This is a genomic window from Massilia sp., from assembly GCF_031995545.1.
Taxonomy (GTDB): Bacteria; Pseudomonadota; Gammaproteobacteria; order Burkholderiales; family Burkholderiaceae_D; genus Telluria.
The window spans coordinates 1-20,280 of record NZ_DAMAGA010000046.1; the positions used below are offsets into that span (position 1 = coordinate 1).

At 65.4% G+C, this 20,280-nt stretch carries 17 protein-coding genes; 7 read left to right on the forward strand and 10 right to left on the reverse strand.

All coding sequences use genetic code 11. The features are described from left to right. The coding region (locus tag RTQ83_RS21550; protein WP_312519232.1) for a sensor histidine kinase at positions 1–628 on the reverse strand (628 nt) is incomplete at its 3' end. A 101-nt stretch (positions 629–729) separates the two neighbouring features. Between RTQ83_RS21550 and greB the strand changes: the two genes are divergently transcribed. Together greB and RTQ83_RS21560 are read left to right on the forward strand one after the other, a co-directional pair. After that, positions 730–1,299, forward strand: coding sequence for a transcription elongation factor GreB (greB, locus tag RTQ83_RS21555; RefSeq protein ID WP_312519234.1), 570 nt, complete (start codon positions 730–732; stop codon positions 1,297–1,299). Between the two features lie 79 nt (positions 1,300–1,378). Continuing rightward, a complete protein-coding gene (locus RTQ83_RS21560) occupies positions 1,379–1,969 on the forward strand; it encodes a biliverdin-producing heme oxygenase (protein ID WP_312519236.1) in 591 nt (196 codons plus the stop codon). A 135-nt stretch (positions 1,970–2,104) separates the two neighbouring features. On the opposite strand, the gene RTQ83_RS21565 is transcribed toward RTQ83_RS21560, so the two are convergent. The 4 genes from RTQ83_RS21565 to RTQ83_RS21580 form a co-directional block, all read right to left on the reverse strand. Next, complete coding sequence (locus tag RTQ83_RS21565; protein ID WP_312519239.1) at positions 2,105–4,351, reverse strand: bifunctional (p)ppGpp synthetase/guanosine-3',5'-bis(diphosphate) 3'-pyrophosphohydrolase; 2,247 nt, start codon at positions 4,349–4,351, stop codon at positions 2,105–2,107. A gap of 87 nt (positions 4,352–4,438) precedes the next feature. Beyond that, complete coding sequence (rpoZ, locus tag RTQ83_RS21570; RefSeq protein ID WP_005665923.1) at positions 4,439–4,642, reverse strand: DNA-directed RNA polymerase subunit omega; 204 nt, start codon at positions 4,640–4,642, stop codon at positions 4,439–4,441. 78 nt (positions 4,643–4,720) lie between these two features. Further along, positions 4,721–5,368 (reverse strand): guanylate kinase, encoded by a 648-nt coding sequence (gene gmk, locus RTQ83_RS21575; protein WP_312519242.1) that lies wholly within the window; start codon positions 5,366–5,368, stop codon positions 4,721–4,723. 187 nt (positions 5,369–5,555) lie between these two features. Continuing rightward, entirely contained in the window at positions 5,556–6,443 is an 888-nt protein-coding gene (locus tag RTQ83_RS21580; protein WP_312519245.1) for a YicC/YloC family endoribonuclease, read from the reverse strand. 93 nt (positions 6,444–6,536) lie between these two features. Between RTQ83_RS21580 and RTQ83_RS21585 the strand changes: the two genes are divergently transcribed. The 5 genes from RTQ83_RS21585 (at position 6,537) to hemW (ending at position 11,302) form a co-directional block, all read left to right on the forward strand. Beyond that, entirely contained in the window at positions 6,537–7,517 is a 981-nt protein-coding gene (locus RTQ83_RS21585; protein ID WP_312519247.1) for a serine/threonine-protein kinase, read from the forward strand. Positions 7,518–7,528: 11 nt separating this feature from the next. Next, on the forward strand, positions 7,529–8,458 hold the full coding sequence (locus tag RTQ83_RS21590; RefSeq protein WP_312519249.1) for a serine/threonine-protein phosphatase: 930 nt from the start codon (positions 7,529–7,531) through the stop codon (positions 8,456–8,458). A gap of 13 nt (positions 8,459–8,471) precedes the next feature. Next, on the forward strand, positions 8,472–9,206 hold the full coding sequence (gene rph / locus RTQ83_RS21595) for a ribonuclease PH (protein ID WP_312519251.1): 735 nt from the start codon (positions 8,472–8,474) through the stop codon (positions 9,204–9,206). 250 nt (positions 9,207–9,456) lie between these two features. Continuing rightward, positions 9,457–10,041 carry an RdgB/HAM1 family non-canonical purine NTP pyrophosphatase gene (rdgB, locus tag RTQ83_RS21600; protein WP_312519253.1) on the forward strand — a complete coding sequence of 195 codons (585 nt, stop codon included), beginning with the start codon at positions 9,457–9,459 and terminating at the stop codon, positions 10,039–10,041. 22 nt (positions 10,042–10,063) lie between these two features. Then, positions 10,064–11,302: a radical SAM family heme chaperone HemW gene (gene hemW / locus RTQ83_RS21605; protein ID WP_312519255.1), complete on the forward strand. Its 1,239-nt coding sequence runs from the start codon at positions 10,064–10,066 to the stop codon at positions 11,300–11,302. Between the two features lie 28 nt (positions 11,303–11,330). Here the strand turns inward: hemW and RTQ83_RS21610 are convergent, their stop codons facing one another. From RTQ83_RS21610 to RTQ83_RS21630, 5 genes are all read right to left on the reverse strand, one after another. Continuing rightward, positions 11,331–12,140: a hypothetical protein gene (locus RTQ83_RS21610; RefSeq protein ID WP_312519257.1), complete on the reverse strand. Its 810-nt coding sequence runs from the start codon at positions 12,138–12,140 to the stop codon at positions 11,331–11,333. Positions 12,141–12,312: 172 nt separating this feature from the next. Next, a complete protein-coding gene (locus tag RTQ83_RS21615; protein ID WP_312519259.1) occupies positions 12,313–13,938 on the reverse strand; it encodes a methyl-accepting chemotaxis protein in 1,626 nt (541 codons plus the stop codon). Between the two features lie 265 nt (positions 13,939–14,203). After that, a complete protein-coding gene (locus RTQ83_RS21620) occupies positions 14,204–15,655 on the reverse strand; it encodes an efflux transporter outer membrane subunit (protein ID WP_312519261.1) in 1,452 nt (483 codons plus the stop codon). Continuing rightward, the gene (locus RTQ83_RS21625) at positions 15,652–18,837 is read right to left on the reverse strand and encodes an efflux RND transporter permease subunit (protein ID WP_312519263.1); all 3,186 of its coding nucleotides are present in this window, start codon (positions 18,835–18,837) and stop codon (positions 15,652–15,654) included. The genes RTQ83_RS21620 and RTQ83_RS21625 overlap by 4 nt, the downstream gene beginning before the upstream one ends. A 24-nt stretch (positions 18,838–18,861) precedes the next feature. Then, positions 18,862–20,184 (reverse strand): efflux RND transporter periplasmic adaptor subunit, encoded by a 1,323-nt coding sequence (locus RTQ83_RS21630; protein ID WP_312519266.1) that lies wholly within the window; start codon positions 20,182–20,184, stop codon positions 18,862–18,864. Positions 20,185–20,280 lie beyond the last annotated feature (96 nt).

Here is a 20,280-nt window from a genome sequence, read left to right on the forward strand (position 1 = left end):
GGTCGACCAGGTCGTCGACGTAGGCGGCTTTTTCCAGCAGGCCGGGCTGGTCGTCGGGCAGGCGCGCCGACAGCATCGCCAGCGCCATCTTGATCGCCGTGAGATTGCCGCCCAGGTCGTCGTGCAGTTCGCGCGCGATGCGGGCGCGCTCGTCTTCCTTGGCCTGCTCGATGTGAGCGGTCAGTTCGAGCAGGCGCTCGTGCGAACGACGCGCCTCCTCCTGCTCGTGGCGGCTGGCGCTGATGTTGGTCATGATGCCGTCCCACTGTATCACGCCCCCGGGCAGCGGGTGCGGCGTGGCGCGCAGGTTGATCCACTTGACGTCGTTCCAGGCGGCGATGTGGATGCGGCCCTCCCAGTTCCAGGCCGACAGGTCGGCGGCCGAGGCGGCCATCGCGGCGCGGTAGCCTGCGATGTCGTCGGGCAGGATCAGGGCTTCGAACAGGGTTGGATCGTGCTGCAGTTCCTCGACCGACAGGCCGAGCAGGGCGCTGCAGCCGTCGCTCAGGCTGGGGAAGGCGGAGCGGCCGTCGGGCCACAGGGCGAACTGGTAGACCAGGCCTGGCGGCTGGTGGCTGGCGGCGGGGAAGGGGTCGGCGGAAGGCAAAGGGGCTAACGGCGTGCTCATCTGGTTTGTCTCTCTCATTGTGCCGCACGCGACGGATCATGTTGGCATCATGATACGGCAATCGCGGCGCGGTCCGGACAAACTCTAGTTACAATGGCGTCATGAACAAGGCATTCGTAAAAGAGTCCGACAACGACGACGATGACGGCGAAGCGCTGGCGTTGGCGCAGGCCATTCCGGCCGGCGCCAAGAACTACATCACGCCGGCCGGCTACCAGCGCATCAAGGACGAGCTGCTGCAGCTGATCGACGTCGACCGGCCCGAGGTGGTGCGCATCGTGCACTGGGCCGCATCCAACGGCGACCGTTCCGAGAACGGCGACTACATCTACGGCAAGCGCCGCCTGCGCGAGATCGACCGCCGCATCCGCTTCCTCACCAAACGCATGGATTCGGCGTTCGTGGTCGATCCCAGCGTCCACCACGGCAACGACCAGGTGTTTTTCGGCGCTACCGTCACCTACGTCAACAAGGCCGGCGAAGAGCATACCGTGAACATCGTCGGCATCGACGAGCTCGACCCGCTGAAAGGCAAGATCAGCTGGGTGTCGCCGGTGGCGCGCGCGCTGACCAAGTGCCGCGAGGGCGACGTCGCCCAGCTGCAGACGCCGCTCGGCATGGACGAGCTGGAGATCATCGCGGTCGAGTATCCCGAGCCGATCGCCGACTGAAAGCCAGCGGCTTGCACAAGGGGCTGGTAAGATGGTGGATGCTCTTCCAGAATCTGCTTCCCTCTTTCCCGGCCGCCGCATGAACCAACCCCACGACACCGCGCACGCAGATGCGCTCGGCGCCCTGCGCGCCGCCACCGGCGCGCGCCACGAAAGGCTCGACAGCGGCATGCCGCTGGCGCGGCCCGCTCCCGACCTGGCCGACTACGCGGCGCACCTGACCATGGTGCGCGACTGGCTGCTGCCGCTCAAGGCGTGGCTGGCGCGTTTCGACGACGGCCCGCAGGCGGCCTTGCCGGCGGTGGCGCATGTGGAATTGATCGAGGCCGACCTGAATGAACCGGGCATGCCGCCGGTAGCCACGCCGCGCCATGCTCCAGCACCGTCGCCCGCGGGCTGGCCGCTAGATGCCAGCGCCGCTTACCGCTGGGGCGTGTGCTATGTGATCGAGGGTTCGCAGCTTGGCGGGAAGGTGCTGTATGGGCGCCTGTCGGAGCGGCTGGCGCCGCATCCGCTGCGTTATCTGCGCGGGGCCGACGAAGGCCCGGGACCGCGCTGGCGCGCGTTCATGCAGGCGTTGAAGGCTGAGGTGACGACGCCGGAGCAGATCGCCGAAGCATGCCAGGGCGCATGTGATGCGTTCGACAGCATCCTGGCATTGAGCGAGTAGGGTTGGCGGCTTCGCCGCCGACGCGGCGGCAGGCGCTCCGGTGATCGTTTGCAGCAAGATCATCCGGCGCGATATCGGAGCCGATAACACTCACCGCGTCGGCGGCGAAGCCGCCAACCCTACGGACGATGCGGCTCAGGTCCGCTCGCGCTCCACGCGATTCACTCCCGCCACCCGCCGCAGATTGCGGATCAGCTGCGCCAGATGCACCCGATCCTGGATCTGGATCGTGAAGCGCAGCTGCGTCATCGTGCCTTCATCGTCCTCGTCCATCCCGACATAGGTAATGTTGGCGTCCGACTCGCCGATCTCGGCCGCCACACGCGCCAGGATGCCCTTCTCGTTGTTGATGAGCAGGCGGATCCGGGTCTCGAAGCGCCGGTTCAGTTCTTCGCCCCACTGCACCGCGATCCAGCGGTCCGGTTCCTTGGCGCGCACGCGCTTGGCCGGCTGGCAGTCGCAGGTGTGCACCACCAGGCCCTGGTCGCGCCGCAGCTGGCCGATGATCTGGTCGCCCGGGATCGGCAGGCAGCACGGCGCCAATTGCACCGCCACGCCTTCGCTGCCGTAGATCGTCACCGGCGCCACATCGCCCGCCGGCAGCGGCTGGTTCGACGGCAGCAGGTCCAGATCGCCTTCCATCAGGCCGAAGATATGGCGCGCCACCAGCGCCGGCATGCGCTTGCCGATGCCGATGTCAGCGTACAGCTCGTCGAGCGTGTTGGCCGACGACTCGGCCAGCAGCTTGGCGACGGTCGCTTCCGGCAGCTCGGGCTTGATGTTGCGCACCGCCAGCGCTTGCGCCAGCAGTTCCTGGCCCAGCTCGACCGACTCGTTGACGTCCACCGTGCGCAGGTGGTGCCGGATCGCCGAACGCGCCTTGCCGGTGCGAACATAGGTCAGCCAGGTCGGGCTCGGGCGCGATTCCTGGTCGGTGATGATCTCGACGATGTCGCCGTTGTGCAGCTCGGTGCGCAGCGGCTGTTCTTCGTTGTTGATCTTGACGCCCACCGTGTGGTCGCCGATGCCGGTATGGATCGAGTAGGCGAAGTCGAGCGCCGTGGCGCCGCGCGGCAGGGCGATGATCTTCGACTTGGGCGTGAACACGTAGACCGAATCCGGGAACAGGTCGACCTTGACGTGTTCGAGGAATTCGGCCGAGTCGCCGGTCTGCTGCTGGATGTCGAGCAGCGACTGCAGCCAGGCGTGGGTACGCTGCTGCAGGTCGGACAGGTTCGAGTCGCCGGTCTTGTACAGCCAGTGCGCCGCCACGCCCGATTCGGCGGTGCGGTGCATGTCCTGGGTGCGGATCTGGAATTCGACCGGGGTGCCGTAGGGGCCGATCAGGGTGGTGTGCAGCGACTGGTAGCCGTTGATCTTGCCGATCGCGATGTAGTCCTTGAACTTGCCCGGCATCGGCTTGTACAGCGCGTGCAGGGCGCCCAGCGCCACATAACAGTTGGGCACGCTGTCGACGACGACGCGGAAGCCGTACACGTCCAGCACCTGCGAGAAAGACAGGTGTTTATTCCGCATCTTCTTGTAGATGCCGAACAGCGTCTTTTCGCGGCCGTCGACCTCGAACTGCAGGCCGCTGCCGGCGAGCTGGGTCTTGACCGACTCCATGATCTTCTTGACCACTTCGCGCCGGTTGCCGCGCGCGGCCTTGATCGCCTTCGACAGGGTCTGGTAGCGCAGCGGGTACAGGTGCGAGAACGCGAGATCTTGCAGTTCGCGGTAGATATTGTTCAGGCCGAGGCGGTGGGCGATCGGCACATACACTTCCATCGTCTCGCCGGCGATGCGGCGCTTCTTGGCCGGCACCATGAAGCCGAGCGTGCGCATATTGTGCAGGCGGTCGGCCAGCTTGATCAGGATGACGCGCACGTCCGAGGCCATCGCCAGCAGCATCTTGCGGAAGTTTTCCGCCTGCGCCTCGAGCTGGCTCTGGAATTCGATCTTCTCGAGCTTGGACAGGCCGTCGACCAGGTTCGCGACCTGGGCGCCGAAGCGCTCGATCAATTCGTCCTTCTTGACGTCCTGGTCTTCGATCACGTCGTGCAGCAGGGCGGCCATGATGGCCTGGGCGTCGAGCTTCCACTCGGCGCAGATTTCCGCGACCGCGATCGGATGGGAGATATAGGGCTCGCCCGACTTGCGGACCTGGCCCAGGTGCATTTCGTCAGAGAAGCGGTAGGCTTCCTTGACCTTCTTGAGTTCGGCGGGGGTGAGGTACTCGGACAGCTTGGTGATCAGCTGCGTCACCGATGCCACGCCGGGAACGGCGACGGTCTCGATAAAGTCCGGGGGACGGTTATCGGCGCGCCGCTCCTTGTGGGCGGGGTTGCGTGGGTGAGTCGAGTCCGGGGGAAACAGGTTCATACTTTAATCGTCAAGCCGTGGTGAGTACAGAATAGCAGAAGACGGGATGACGCAGATTCGGAGCAAAACTCGGGCAACCCCGAGTAATTACATCGGGACTTTCTTCAGCATTTCCAGGCCGACTTTACCGGCGGCGATTTCGCGCAGGGCGACCACGGTCGGCTTGTCCTTGGCTTCGACTTTCGGGGTGTGGCCCTGCAGCAGCTGGCGTGCGCGGTAGGTCGCGGCCAGGGTCAGCTGGAAACGGTTCGGGACGTTCTTGAGGCAGTCTTCGATGGTGATGCGGGCCATGTGATGCTCCTAATGGACAGATAAGGATAATAAACGCATAAAGCGCGCCTGGAAATGGCGCGCTCGATGACAGCTACGTCAGGATTGCGGTTGTTGCGCGTGGATACCCAGCTGGGCAAACAGCGCCGCGTTGCGCGCCGCCTGCTGTGCGAATCGGCAACGTGTCGCTTTGACAATCGCCTGCAGTTCGGCCAGGGCGACGTTGAACTCTTCGTTGATGATAGCATATTCGAACTCGGGAGCGTGAGCCATCTCGCCCCCGGCCGCCAGCAGACGGCGCGTGATGATGTGCGGTTCGTCGGTGCCGCGCTTGTGCAGGCGCTCTTCCAGCGCCTCGATCGACGGTGGCAAAATGAAGATGCCGGCCGCGTCCGGGAACAGCTTCTTCACCTGGCGCGCACCCTGCCAGTCGATTTCGAGCAGGATGTCGGTGCCGTTTTTCATTTCCTTTTCCACGGTCAGGCGGCTGGTGCCGTAGTAATTACCGTGCACTTCGGCCCATTCCAGGAATTCGCCGCGCTCGGCGCGATTCACGAAATCCTCGGCGCTGGTGAAGTGGTAATGCTGGCCATCGAGTTCGCCCGGACGCGGCGGACGCGTGGTGGTCGAGATCGACAGCTTGATGCCCGGTTCATTCGCCAGCAGCGCGTTGACCAGGCTCGACTTACCGGCGCCGGACGGGGCGGCGACGATGAACAGGCTGCCGGAGAAGGCGTGTGGGAGCATGGTGGTTCCTTTGTTGGTACGTTGGCCGCGATCGTGCAGGTGGCACGACGCGCGATTGTTCATGTTAACGTTGAACGCGTCGGCGGCGTAGCCGTCAACCCTGCGCATGCATCAACGCAGGGTTGACGGGTCCCCCGTCGACGCGTTCAACCGGCTCGAAATCGGCCGCTGATTTTTTATTTCCGGATCATTCCAGATTCTGCACCTGCTCGCGCATCTGCTCGATCAGGAGTTTGAGTTCCATCGACGCATCCGCCAGCTCTTTCACCGACGCCTTGGCGCCCAGCGTATTGGCTTCGCGGTTCAATTCCTGCATCATGAAGTCCAGCCGCTTGCCGACCTGGCCGCCTTTTTTCAGGATGTGGCGCGTTTCGGTCAAATGCGCCGACAGGCGCGACAATTCTTCCGAGACGTCGATCCGGATCCCGTACAGGGTCACTTCCTGGCGAATCCGCTCCAGCACTTCCTGGCGCGTCAGCGTCGACGGATTGCCGTGGCCGGCCAGGCCCAATGCATCCTGCATGCGCTCGATCGCCTTGTGCTGGAACTGCGAGATCACCTGCGGGATCAAGGGCGAGATGCGCTTGACGATCACTTCCATCGCGTCGATACGCGACTGCAGCATCGCTTCCAGCGCCGCGCCTTCGCGCTTGCGGCTGTCCACGAACGCGGCGATGGTGGTGGCGGTCAGCGCCGCGACGTCGGCCTGCAGCGACTCCTGGCCGATGGTCGACTCTTCGATCACGCCCGGCCAGCGCAGCAGCTCGGCGACCGTCATCGGCGTGGCCTGGGCGAAGTGGGTCGTCACTTCGGCCTGCAGGCGGGCCAGGTCGGCCAGCAGCTCGTTGTTCAGGGCCTGCGAGCCGCCGCTGGCCTTGCGGCCGAACGACAGGCGCACTTCGACCTTGCCGCGCGTGATGGCGGCCATGATCGCCGAACGCAGCTCAGGTTCCAGCGCGCGCAAATCATCGTTGATGCGGAACTGCAGATCGAGGAAACGCGAATTGACGCTCTTGATTTCGATCGTGAGGGTTCCGGCAGCGCCTTCGCTGGTGGCGACCGCATAACCTGTCATGCTTGAAATGCTCAATGGGATCCCCGGTTTTTATTCTTTACAAAGCCGACATTTATCCACACAATCGCCCTGTTTAGCAAGGAAACCCTTTGGATGGCTGCACAGAATAACGCTCCCCTGCCCGATGGGCTGGACATTGCCGGATACCGCATTGTAAAGAAAATTGCGTCCGGTGGGTTCAGTATTGTTTACCTTGCCTATGACGGCGAGGGCAATGCGGTGGCCATCAAGGAGTACTTGCCGAGCGCGCTGGCGCTGCGCCAGCCGGGCGAACTGACTCCGACTGTCGCCAAACAAAACCTCCCGGTCTTCCGCATCGGCCTCAAGTGTTTTTTCGAAGAGGGCAGGGCGCTGGCGCGCATCGTGCACCCGAACGTGGTGCGGGTGCTGAATTTCTTCAGCGCCAATGAGACCGTGTACATGGTGATGGCCTACGAGTCCGGCCACTCGCTGCAGGAACACGTGGCGCGCAGCGCCGCGCGCGGCAGCCGCCCGAGCGAACAGTTCATCCGCCAGGTGTTCGGCTGCGTCTGCCGCGGCCTGCGCGAAGTGCACGCCAACAAGCTGCTGCACCTGGACCTGAAACCCGCCAACATCTATCTGCGCCTTGATGGCACCCCGCTGCTGCTCGATTTCGGCGCCGCGCGCCAGACCCTGCACAGCGACGCGCCGATGCTCGCGCCCATGTACACGCCCGGCTTTGCCGCCCCCGACCTGTACGCACGCGGCGCCAGTCTGGGGCCGTGGACCGACATCTACAGCCTCGGCGCGGCCATGTTCGCCTGCATGACCTGTTCCACCCCGCAGGCGGTCGACGCACGGCGCGCCCAGGACAAGGTGCTGGGTCACCTGGCCGCGCTGCAAGGTAAATACTCGCGCGAACTGATCGCGCTGGTGCGCACCTGCCTGGAACTCGATCCCTTGGCGCGTCCGCAAAGCGTGTTCGAGATCCAGAAAGCGCTGGCCGCCGATTACGAGCTGCCGCCGGCCAGGATCGAGGAACCATCCGCGGACGAGGCCCCGGCCGGCTGGCGCGGCGTGGTGCGGCGCCTGGGCGCTTTCCGGCGCGGCTGAAAGGACAAGCGATGCAGTTTTCGGTGTACCAGCAGAGCCATATCGGCGGGCGCAAGACCAACCAGGACCGGATGGGCTACAGCTTCACGCGCGACGCCTTGTTGCTGCTGCTGGCGGACGGCATGGGAGGGCACCGCGGCGGCGAGATCGCGGCCGGCATCGCGATGCAGACCGTGGGCATGATGTTCCGGGTGCAGGCGCGTCCCTACGTGAAGAAGCCCGAACGCTTCCTGGAAGAGGCGCTGCTGCAGGCGCACCACGACATCCAGGCCTACGCCATGGCGCACGACCTGCCCGAGCTGCCGCGCACCACGGTGGTGGCCTGCCTGGTGCAGCACAACTGCGCGGTGTGGGCGCACTGCGGCGATTCGCGCCTGTACTGGGTGCGGCGCAACCAGATCCTGGCGCGCACGCGCGACCACTCGCACATCGAATACCTGATCGAGCGCGGCCGCGCCGACCCGCTCGAGCGCGCCACCCACCCCGACCGCAACAAGCTGTACAACTGCCTGGGCGCGCCTACCCCACCGAAGATCGAGCTGTCGGCGCGCGCCGGGCTGCAGCCGGGCGACATGCTGCTATTGTGCTCCGACGGCCTGTGGTCGATGCTGCCCGACAGCGAGATCGTGCACAGGCTATCCGGCGCCGGCGGCGTGGTCAGCGCCGTGCCCGAGATGGTGAATATGGCGGCGGCGGTCGGCGGCGCCCAGGCCGACAACACGACCGCGCTCGGCATCATGTGGCAGGGAGCGGACGCAGCGGGCGACGGCGAACCGAACGTGATCTCGACCCAGATGCTGGCCGAGGACCACGTCAGCACCACGATCATTGCCGCCGAACCGGCGCCGGGCGAGGCGGACGGTTTCGGCGAGGACGACATCGAAAAAGCGATCGCCGAGATCCGTGCGGCGATCGAGAAATCATCCCAGTTACTCAAATAAAGAAAGCATCATCATGACTTTTGAACAGCGCCCCAGCGGCCGCGCCGTCGACCAGCTGCGCCAGATATCGCTCACGCGCCAGTACACCAGGCACGCCGAGGGCTCGGTCCTGATCGAGTTCGGCGACACCAAGGTGATCTGCACCGCCAGCATCGAAGAAAAGGTGCCGCCGTTCCTGAAGGGCAAAGGGCAGGGCTGGCTGACCGCCGAATACGGCATGCTGCCGCGCTCGACCCACACGCGCATGGACCGCGAAGCCGCGCGCGGCAAGCAGACCGGCCGCACCCAGGAAATCCAGCGCCTGATCGGCCGCTCGCTGCGCGCCGCGTTCGACCTGGAAGCATTCGGCGAGCGTACCCTGCACCTGGACTGCGACGTGATCCAGGCCGACGGCGGCACGCGCACGGCGGCGATCACCGGGGCCATGGTGGCGGCGCATGACGCTTTCAGCAAGCTGGTCGAGCGCGGGCTGATCGCATCCATCCCGGTGCGCCATTTCGTGGCGGCGGTGTCGGTCGGCGTGTACCGCGGGGTGCCGGTGCTGGACCTGGACTACGTGGAAGATTCGGACTGCGACACCGACATGAACGTGGTGATGACCGAGCATGGCCACTTCATCGAGGTGCAGGGCACGGCCGAAGGCGCGGCATTCGACCGCGCCGGGATGAACCGCTTGCTGGATCTGGCGCAGCAGGGGATTGCGGATCTGGTGCATTTGCAGAAGCAGGCGTTGCGGGTCGAGGGGTGATCGGCTGGCGAAGGCGCCGCTGGTTGCGGTGCGAACTTGGGTTCCCGCCTTCGCGGGAATGACGTGCTACTGCTAGTGGTAAGAGAATGTTTGCCTATGTAGCATCGTTAACCTCAAGACTGTCATTCCCGCGAAGGCGGGAACCCAAGTTCGCAGCCTACCCACAGCGCTGCTCAGAACCACGTCACGCCGCACACCTAAACAACAACGGCGTAAAATACCCGCCTTTCCACCCAAGCTTTCACCCACCATGACCCAACGCCTGATCCTCGCTTCCAACAACGCCGGCAAGCTGAAGGAATTCGCCCAGCTGCTGGCCCCGATCGGCTTCGACCTGCACCCGCAAGGCGAATTCGACGTGCCGGAAGCGGAAGAGCCGTTCGGCACCTTCGTCGAGAACGCGCTGGCGAAGGCGCGCCACGCCTCGCGCCTGACCGGCCTGCCGGCGCTGGCCGACGATTCGGGCGTGTGCGTCAACGCCCTCGGCGGCGCCCCCGGCGTGCATTCGGCGCGCTTCGGCGGCGAGCCGAAGTCGGACGACCGCAACAACCGCAAGCTGCTGTCCGACCTGGCCACCAGGGCCGACAAGTCGGCCTATTACTACTGCGTGCTGGTGTACGTGCGCCATCCGGACGACCCGCAGCCGATCATCGCCGACGGCCGCTGGGACGGCGAGATCATCGCCACCGCACGCGGCGCCAACGGCTTCGGCTACGACCCGCACTTCCTGATCCCGGCGCTGGGCAAGACGGTCGCCGAACTCGCGCCGCAGGAAAAGAACGCGCTGTCGCACCGCGGCCAGGCGCTGCGCGCGCTGGTCGAGAAACTGAAATAAATCGCTGAAGTAAATCGCTGAAATGATTCCAATCAAAGTCGCCGCGCCGGTCGCCGGCGAGCCACGCACCCCGGCCAGCGCCGCGCTGCAATACCTGCAGCCGGGCGCGTTGAACCTGACCGCGCTGCCGCCGCTGTCGCTGTACGTGCACTGGCCGTGGTGCGTGCGCAAGTGCCCCTACTGCGACTTCAATTCGCACGAAGCCAAGGGCGAACTGCCGGAAAAAGAATACCTGGACGCGCTGCGCCTCGACCTGGAGCAGTCGCTGCCGCTGATCTGGGGCCGCAAGATCCATACCGTGTTCATCGGTGGCGGCACGCCGAGCCTGATGTCGGCTGCCGGCCTCGATCGCTTGATGTCCGACCTGCGCACGCTGCTGCCGCTGGAACTCGACGCCGAGATCACGATGGAAGCCAATCCCGGCACCTTCGAGGCCGAGCGCTTCAAGTCCTACCGCGAGAGCGGCATCAACCGCCTGTCGATCGGCATCCAGAGCTTCAACCCGGCGCACCTGGAGGCGCTGGGCCGCATCCACGACGGCAACGAGGCGCGCCGCGCGGTCGAGATCGCGCAGAACACCTTCGACAACTTCAATCTCGACCTGATGTACGCGCTGCCGTCGCAGACGCTGGCCGAAGCGCGGACGGACCTGCAGACCGCGCTCGACTTCGCGCCGCCGCACCTGTCGCTGTACCACCTGACGATGGAACCGAACACGGTGTTCGCCAAGTACCCGCCCGAGCTGCTGCCGGACGACGACCTGAGCGCCGACATGCAGGACCTGATCGCGGAAATGACGGCTGGCGCCGGCTACGGCCACTACGAAGTCTCGGCCTATGCCAAGCCGGGGCACCGCGCGCGCCACAACCTGAATTACTGGAAGTTCGGCGACTATCTCGGCATCGGCGCCGGCGCCCACTCCAAGCTGTCGTTTCCGCACCGCGTGCTGCGCCAGGCGCGCTTCAAGCAGCCGGGCTCCTTCATCGAGGCGGCAAAACGCGGCAACCCGGTGCAGGAAGAACACGAGATCGGCCGCGCCGATATGGGTTTCGAATTCATGCTCAACGCACTGCGCCTGACCGAGGGTTTTGATCCCAACCTGTTCGGCGAGCGCACCGGCATGAACATCGGCGCCATCCGCAAGGCGCTGGACGACGCCGAAGCCAAGGGCCTGCTCACGCGTGACCACCAGCTGATCCGGCCGACCGAGCTGGGACGGCGCTTCCTGAACGACCTGCAGGAGATGTTCCTGGCCGAGTAAGGCGGGAGGGGAGAGTGCCGGCTTCGGCTCAGGCCTCCACCGCCCCGGCCAGCGCCGCCAGCGTTTGCGCCAGCCCGTCGACCACGTGCGCCATGCCTTCGTAATCGAGGTCTTCGAGGTCGTCGTTGGCGCGGAAGTAGGGGTAGCGCAGGAAGCCGGTATCGGTGATCACCAGTGCCGGGCCATCGGCCGCGTTGCCCGTGCCGGCCCCATGGCCGTACATGGTCACTCCCATCACATGCGCCGGCGCCGCCAGTCCCTGGCGCGCCATCATCGGGTCGCTCCGAAACGCCGCCAGTGCCTGGCGCACCGGCGCCGATGCTTCGCGCGAACCGATGAAGGCCATGAAATTCGCTACGGCATGTACGTCCGGATCGGCCAGCGCCAGCTCGTGCGGCGCGCGCTGCCGCTCATCGCCTTCGAAGAACACGAAGCGGATTTCGGTCCCGTAGGCCAGCCGCACGTCCTTCACCGCGCGCGCCAGTTCCAGCACGGCGGCGGCGCCCGGATTGCCGTCCGGCCCCAGCCGCGCACCGACGATGAACAGCTGCTGCGGCCCGGCGCCCGGCGCCAGGTTGGCGACCGAGACCTCGACGCCGCGTCCGCGCCGGCTGCCGTCATGCAGGGTGCGTGGCGCATAACCCGAGCGCATCAGCGACACCTCGACATGGCGCATCGCCGCCGGCGTTTCGTCGGAGGCCAGCGCCTGCACATGCTCGTGCAGGCGCGCCGCCAGCGGCGGGCCATCCGACCTGGTTTCCACGGTCAGCATCGCCAGCACGATGGCGAGCAGGATCGCGAGAATGACCTTCCAGTGGGAATTGAAGAAGTTACGCATGGCGTCACGCTGTCCGGTCGGCGTCGATGCATCCAGTGTAGCGAGGATGATATCGGCCTGCCGGCCGCGGTGATGCAATTCCGCGTTACAACGTTCACGCGCCTGGGCAGCGCAGTGGTGGTGTGCACGCCGGCGCGCCGCATCGGGCGCGCGGTGTGCGATGGGAGGCGCGTCAGGCCGGCAGGGCGACCCGTTGCATCGGCCTGGCTTGCAGATTGGCTTGTGACCCGGCATGCGGCGTCGCCGCGTGCGTGCCGGCGCCGCCGGTCCTGAAGACGCTGACCAGGTCGGCCAGTTGCGCGGCCTGCTGCTGCATGGCTTCGGTTGCAGCCGATGCCTGTTCCACCAGGGCGGCGTTCTGCTGCGTCACCTGGTCCATCTCGTTGATGGCTTCATTGACTTGCTCGATGCCTGCGGTCTGTTCATCGCTGGCATGCGAGATTTCGCTCATGATGTCGGTCACGCGTGAAATGCTTTGCACGATGTCGGCCATGGTGGCGCCGGCATTGTCCACGAGGGTCGTGCCTGCTTCGACCTTCTGCACCGAATCGTCGATCAGTCCCTTGATTTCCTTGGCCGCAGCGGCCGAGCGGTGCGCCAGGTTGCGCACCTCGGATGCGACTACCGCAAAGCCGCGGCCCTGTTCGCCTGCACGGGCCGCTTCGACCGCGGCGTTCAGCGCCAGGATATTGGTCTGGAATGCGATGCCATCGATGACGCTGATGATGTCGACGATCTTGCGCGACGACGCATTGATTTCGCTCATCGTGCCGATCACGTTGGTAATCACGGCGCCGCCCTGGCCCGCAATCCCCGCGGCTTCCGCCGCCATCGTGTTGGCACGGCGGGCGTTCTCGGCATTCTGGCGCACGGTCGAGGTCAGCTCTTCCATCGACGATGCGGTTTCTTCCAGCGAACCGGCCTGCTGTTCGGTGCGGCTCGACAGATTCTGGTTGCCTGCGGCGATTTCCGCCGATGCGGTGGCGATGGTGTCGGTGCCGCTGCGCACCTGGTCGACGATGACGATCAGGTTGCTGCTCATTTTCTGCAACGCCGCCAGCAACTGCGCGGTTTCATCCTTGCCGTCGCTCGCGATGCGGGTGTCGAGGTGGCCTTCGCCGACGCGCTGCGCAATCGTCACTGCATCCTGGATCGGACGCACGATGGAGCGCGTGATATAGACGCCGAAGCCCAGGACCAGCACGACGGCGAGCATGCCCACTGCAATGAGCGTGGAGCGCGAATTTTCATAGGTGTCGGTGGCTTCGGTGGCAAAATTTTCCGCCGAGTTCTGCTGCGCCACGGCCAGCCGTTGCACGGCAGCGTTGTAGGCGATGCTGGCGGGACGCATTCGTTCGACAAAAATCTTTTCGGCGCCTTCCTGGTCGCCGCTATTCTTGGCCGCCATCAGGGTCTTGCGGGCTTCCAGGTAAGGAACGCGGGAGGCTTTGACTTCTTCGAATTGCGCCTGCGACTTGGGATTGCGCAGTCCAGCCTTGATCTGCTCTTGCAGCGCGGCCGAACGCACCGATCCGGCTTCCATGCGGGCGGCGATGTCTTTCACCACGTTCTCATCCTGCGTGCGGTACGCCATCTCGGCCAGCGTGCTGTTGACTTCGATGATCTTGGCCCATTCCGCCACGGCGCGCTGATTGACCATGCTGGTCTTCACAAGGCGGTTGGTGGCGTCGTTCATGCCGCTCATGCGCATCAGGCTGACGAGAATCAGGACAATTAAAAGACCAAGGACCACGGCATAGCTAATGGCCAGCCGGGGGCCGATTCGTAGATTTTTCATGGGGATATGTAGAGAAGGGTTGTCAGGCGGATGATGGGGCGCGCGAGGATCTTTACGCCAGCATCAAAGTACTGCTCAGGATCAATATTATTGCACAGTGGAAATACCTATTGGTTGCACACGCCCCACAGCCTGGAAATATATCGCTGCGTTCAGGTGTACCGTCGAACATCGAGTGACTACGCCGAGTGCCACCCAAAAAAAACCGGGCCACGCGGGCCCGGTTGGTGTTGATGCGTCGCCTTGCGGCGACATGGCGTTCTGCTTAGCGCACCGCCACCGGCGTCGCTGCTGCACCCGCGCCGGCAGCCGCCGGCTCGGTCCAGCCGCCACCCAGCACGCGGTACAGCGTCACCTGGTTCTGCAGACGCAGCAGGTTGGCATTCACCGCCGCCTGCTGCGACTCGAACAGCGAGCGCTGCGCGTCCAGCAGGTCGAGCTGGCTGGCGGCGCCGCTGCGGTAGCGCAGGTCGGACAGGTTGAAGCGGTCGGCTTCGGCCTCGGTCACGGCCTGCTGCGCGCGCAATTGCTCGCTGTAGGTCGCCTGGCCGGCCAGCGCGTCCGCCACTTCGCGGAACGCGGTCTGGATCGACTGCTCGTAGCGTGCCACGGCGATGTCGTTCTGGGCACGGGCGCTGGCCAGGGTGGCGCTGTTGCGGCCGTAGTCGAAGATCGGCAGGATCGCCTGCGGCGCGAAGCTCCAGCCCCAGGTGCCGCTCTCGAACAGGCCCGACAGCTGATCGCTGACGCTGCCGGCGCTGCCGGTCAGCGTGATGCGCGGGAAGAAGTTCGCACGCGCCGCGCCGATGTTGGCGTTGGCCGCGATCAGCTGCTGTTCGGCGCCGCGGATGTCCGGGCGATTGGCCAGCAGGTCCGACGGCAGGCCGGCCGGGATGTCCGGCAGCTCGGTCTTGGCCAGGGTGGCGCCCTGCGACTGGTCCTGCGCCAGCGGCTGGCCGACCAGCAGCGTCAGCAGGTTGATGTCCTGGGCGCGGAAGCGCTGCTGCTGGGCCAGGGTGGCGCGTGCGGTCTCGACCAGCGAGCGCGACAGTTGCAGCTCGAGGCGCGAAGCCACGCCGTTGTCGAAGCGCAGCTGGGTCAGGCGTTCCGACTCTTCGCGCGTCTTGAGCGTCTCTTGCGTGATGCGCAGCAGCTCTTCGTCGGCCAGCAGCTGCAGCCAGCCGTTGGCGACCGAGGCGATCAGGCTGATCTGCGTGGTCTTGCGCGCTTCCTCGGTGGCGAGGAATTGCGCCAGCGCCGCTTCGGACAGGTTGCGCACCCGGCCGAACAGGTCCAGCTCGAAGGCCGAGACTTGCAGGCCGGCCGAGTAGGTGCTCGAGATCGGCTGGTCTTCGCCCACCGTCTGGCGCTGGCCGCTCACGCCCAGGCCCACCGTCGGCAGACGGTCGGCGCGGGTGATGCGGTACTGGGCCCTGGCCTGCTCGATGTTGGCGATGGCAATGCGCAGGTCGCGGTTGTTGGTCAGCGCCTGGTCGATCAGGGTGCGCAGGCGGGCGTCGGCGAAGAACTGCTGCCATGGCACCGCGGCCGGGGCCTGGGCCAGCAGCGGGCTGGCCGACTTGCTGGCCGCCTGCGGCACTTCAGGGAAGGCGGCCGCTACCGGCGCCGCCGGGCGCAGGTAGTCGGGCGCCAGCGAGCAGCCGGCCAGCGCCATGGCCAGCGCCAGCGGGGTTGCGAGTTTCATCTGTTTCATCATGGTTTGTTTCCTTCTTGTGCAGCCTGATGTTCCTGCTTTTCCAGCGCGTGCTGTTTTTCCTGGGCATGGGCGTACATGTCGTTCTGGCGCTTGCTGCCCTTGAAGATCGTACGGATCACCACGAAGAATACAGGAACGAAGATCACGCCAAGCACGGTCGCGGTAATCATGCCGCCCATCACGCCGGTACCGATGGCGCGCTGCGATGCCGAGCCGGCGCCGCTGGCGATCACCAGCGGCAGCACGCCCAGGATGAATGCCAGCGAGGTCATGATGATCGGACGGAAACGCAGGTGCGCCGCTTCCAGCGCCGCTTCCATCGGCGACTTGCCTTCGGCTTGCAGGTCCTTGGCGAATTCGACGATCAGAATCGCGTTCTTCGCCGCCAGGCCGATAATCGTGATCAGGCCGACCTTGAAGTAGACGTCGTTCGGCAGGCCGCGCATGCTGGCCGCCAGCAGCGAACCCAGAATACCGAGCGGCACCACCAGCATCACCGACACCGGGATGGTCCAGCTTTCGTACAGTGCGGCCAGGGCCAGGAACACCGCCAGCAGCGAGAACGCGATCAGGATCGATGCGGTCGAGCCCGACAGGATCTCTTCGCGCGACTGGCCGGTCCATTCGAACGCGAAGCCGGCCGGCAGCTGGGCTGCCAGGCGCTGCATTTCGTCCAGCGCGTCGCCGCTCGAGTAACCCGGCGCAGGTTCGCCAGTCAGCTTCATCGCAGGGTAGCCGTTGTAGCGGGTGGTCTGCATCGGGCCGGTGGTCCATTCGGTCGAGGCGAACGACGACAGCGGCACCGGCTGGCCCTGGGTGTTCAGGGCATTGATGCGCAGCAGGTCGTCCGGCTGCATACGTTGTGGCGCATCGGCCTGCACGATCACGCGCTGCAGGCGGCCGGCGTTCGGGAAGTCGTTCACGTACGACGAACCGAGCGAGGTCGACAGAGCGGTATTGATCGCACCGAAGGTCACGCCCAGGGCTTGCGCCTTGTCGCGGTCGATGTTGAGCTTGAGTTGCGGCGCATCTTCCAGGCCTTCCGGACGCATGCCGGTCAGGATCTTGCTCTGCGAGGCCATGCCCAGCATCTGGTTACGCGCAGCCAGCAGGGCGGCGTGGCCATTGCCGCCACGGTCTTGCAGGCGGAACGAGAAGCCGGTGCCGGTGCCCAGTTCAGGGATCGGCGGCGGGCTCACCACGAAGATGAACGAGTCGCGCAGCGCGCCCATGTGGCCGGTGATGCGGCCGGCGAACGATTGCGCGTCCTGGCCTTGCTCTTTACGTTCGTCCCAGGCTTTCATCGGGATGAACGCCAGGCCCATGTTCTGGCCCTGGCCCGAGAACGAGAAGCCGGTCACGGCCACGATGTTCGCGGTTTCAGGCTGCTTCATGACGAAGTCTTCCAGCGCGCGCAGCACGGTGCCGGTACGTTCGGCGGTTGCACCCGGCGGCAGCTGGATGTTGGCGATCACGTAGCCCTGGTCTTCGTTCGGCAGGAAGGCGTTCGGCATGCGGGTGAAGATCACGCCGACCACGGCGACCAGCACCGCGAACACGATCATCCAGCGTCCGGCGCGTTTCAGGATGGCGCCGACGAAGCCTTCATATTTCTTGGCGCCGCTGGTGAAGTTGCGGTTGAACCAGCCGAAGAAGCCTTTCTTTTCGTGATGGCCTTTTTCGATGGGTTTCAGCAGGTGGGCGCACAGCGCCGGGGTCAGCGACAGCGCCAGGAAGGCCGAGAAGCCGATCGAGGTCACCATCACCACCGAGAACTGGCGGTAGATGTTGCCGACCGCGCCGGCGAAGAACGCCAGCGGCACGAACACCGCGATCAGGACCACGGTCACGCCGATGATGGCGCCCGAGATCTGGCCCATCGCCTTGCGCGTCGCTTCCAGCGGCGGCAGGCCTTCTTCGGCCATGATGCGTTCTACGTTCTCCACCACCACGATGGCATCGTCGACCACGATACCGATCACCAGCACCATGCCGAACATGGTCAGCACGTTGATCGAGAAGCCCAGCGCCAGCAGACAGGCGAAGGAACCGAGCAGGGCGATCGGCACCACGATGGTCGGGATCACGGTGTAGCGGAAGTTCTGCAGGAACAGATACATCACCAGGAACACCAGCACGATCGCTTCGACCAGGGTGTGCACCACTTGTTCGATCGAGATGTCGATGAAGGTGGTCGAGTCGTAAGGAATCGAGTACTTCATGCCTTTCGGGAAGTACTTCTGCAGCTCGGCCATGCGAGCCTTGATCAGTTCAGCGGTCTGCAGTGCATTGCCGGTCGGGGCCAGCTGGACGCCGATACCGGCCGACGGCTTGCCGTTCAGGCGCGCGGTGGTGGCATACGCCTGGCCGCCGATCTCGATGCGCGCCACGTCCTTCAGGCGCACGGTCGAGCCGTCCGGATTGGCGCGCAGCACGATGTTGCCGAACTGTTCGACGTTCGACAGCTGGCCGGTGACGATCACGGTGGCGCTGATCTGCTGGCCCTTGGCCACCGGCAGGTCGCCGATGGTGCCCGAGGCCACCTGGGCGTTCTGCTGCTGGATGGCGGCGGTGATGTCCGACGGCGACAGGTTCAGGCCGACCAGCTTGGTCGGATCGATCCAGACGCGCATCGCCTTCTCGGTACCGAACAGCTGGGCCTGGCCCACGCCGGTGATACGCTGGATTTCAGGCAGCACGTTGCGCGAGGCATAGTCACCCAGCTCGATGTTGGTGATATTCGGGTCATCCGACGACAGGATGGTGAACAGCAGGAAGTTCGAGCGCGCCTGGTCGACGCGCACGCCCTGCTGGGTCACCGCCGGCGGCAGGCGCGGGGTGGCGCGCGACAGGCGGTTCTGGACGTCGACCTGGGCCAGGTTCGGATCGGTGCCGGTCTCGAACGAGATGGTGATCGAGCCGGTGCCGTTGGCCTGGCTGGTCGATTCCATGTAGATCATGCCCTGGGCGCCGTTCATCTCGCGTTCGATGATCGAGATGACGGAATCCTCCAGCGTCTGCGCCGAGGCGCCCGGATAGGTGACGTTGACGACGATCGAGGGCGGCGCCACGGACGGATACTGCGCGATCGGCAGCTGCTTGATGGCGACGCCGCCAAGCACCATGATGAACAGCGCGATCACCCAGGCGAAAATTGGGCGGTCAATAAAAAAACGAGCCATTGGAAATTCCTGTTCCTTGTGTTCTTAGCGGCTGCTGTCGCTTGGTGCGGCCGCGCCCGCAGCCGGCGTGCCGGCGTCCGGGGTGCGCGTGTCGGCGGCATTCGCGGTGGCGGCGGCATTCGCGCCGGCGGCGTTCGGCTGGGCGCCGGTGGCGCCGGCCTGGGCAGGCGTTTGCTGGGCGGCGGCCGGGGTCCACTGCACGGTCTTCACCGGGGTGCCAGGCGGCATCATCTGCAGCTTCTGGAAGCCGTCGACCATCACTTTTTCGCCTTCCTTCAGGCCGTCGATGACGACCCAGCTCGCGCCTTGCTGCGAACCGATCTTGACCGGACGGGCGACCGGCTTGTTGTCGGCGCCGACCACCATCACGGTGTCGCCATTCTGGCCGCCGCGGGTGACCGCCTGTTGCGGCAGCAGGATGCCGTTCGGCAGCGAGGCCTGGGCGATGCGCACGCGCACGTACTGGCCCGGCAGCAGGGCGTTGTTCGGGTTCGCCACGGTGGCGCGCAGGGTGATCTGGCCGGTGCTCTGGTCCACGGTCACGTCCGAGAACAGCAGGCGGCCGCGCTGCGCCAGTTCGCTGCCGTCTTCGGTGATGACGGTGACCGGCACGTTGTCGGCGCCGCCGCCCTGCTTGCGCAGACGCTGCAGTTCGGTGGCTGACTGGGTGATGTTCAGGTACATATTGTCGGTCTGCTGGATCAGCGCCAGTTCGGTGGCCTGAGCGGCCGAGACCAGTGCGCCTTCGGTGACCAGCGCACGGCCGATGCGGCCGCTGATCGGAGCGTTCACGCTGGTGTAGCCAACATTGATCTGCTGCACGCGCACCTGCGCGCGGGCCGCGGCGACCTGCGCTTCGGCAGTCTTCTGGGCGGCCACGGCGTTTTCATACTCCTGCTTGCTGACCGCGTTGGCTTCGACCAGCGGCTTGTAGCGGTTGGCCAGCGAGCGCGCCTGCACCAGGTTGGCTTCGGCCTGGGCCAGGTCGGCCTGCGAGGCGGCCAGCTGGGCCTGGTATGGGGCCGGATCGATGGTGTACAGCGACTGGCCCTGCTTGACCATGCTGCCTTCGGTGAACGAACGCTTCAGGACCACACCGTCGACGCGGGCGCGCACTTGCGCAGTACGGATCGGCTCGACGCGTGCCGGCAGTTCGGTCTGTAGCGCGACGGTTTCGAATTTGGTGGTGACGACGCCGACTTCGGGGGCAGGCATCTGCTGGCCGGCGGGCGCGCCGCCCTTGGCAGCTTCGTCTTTCTTGCCGCAGGCGGACAGCAGGACCAGGGCGGCCATGGTGGCGGCGGCAACCCGGGTCAGGGATGGGGATGAGGAGTTGGCAGGGCGCATTACGTGTGCTTCCTTCTAGTTAGTAAAACACGCCGCTGTCACACCCCGGTCATATATCGGGTCGGGGGTGAAAGCGACGCTGGCTTTTGCAAATAA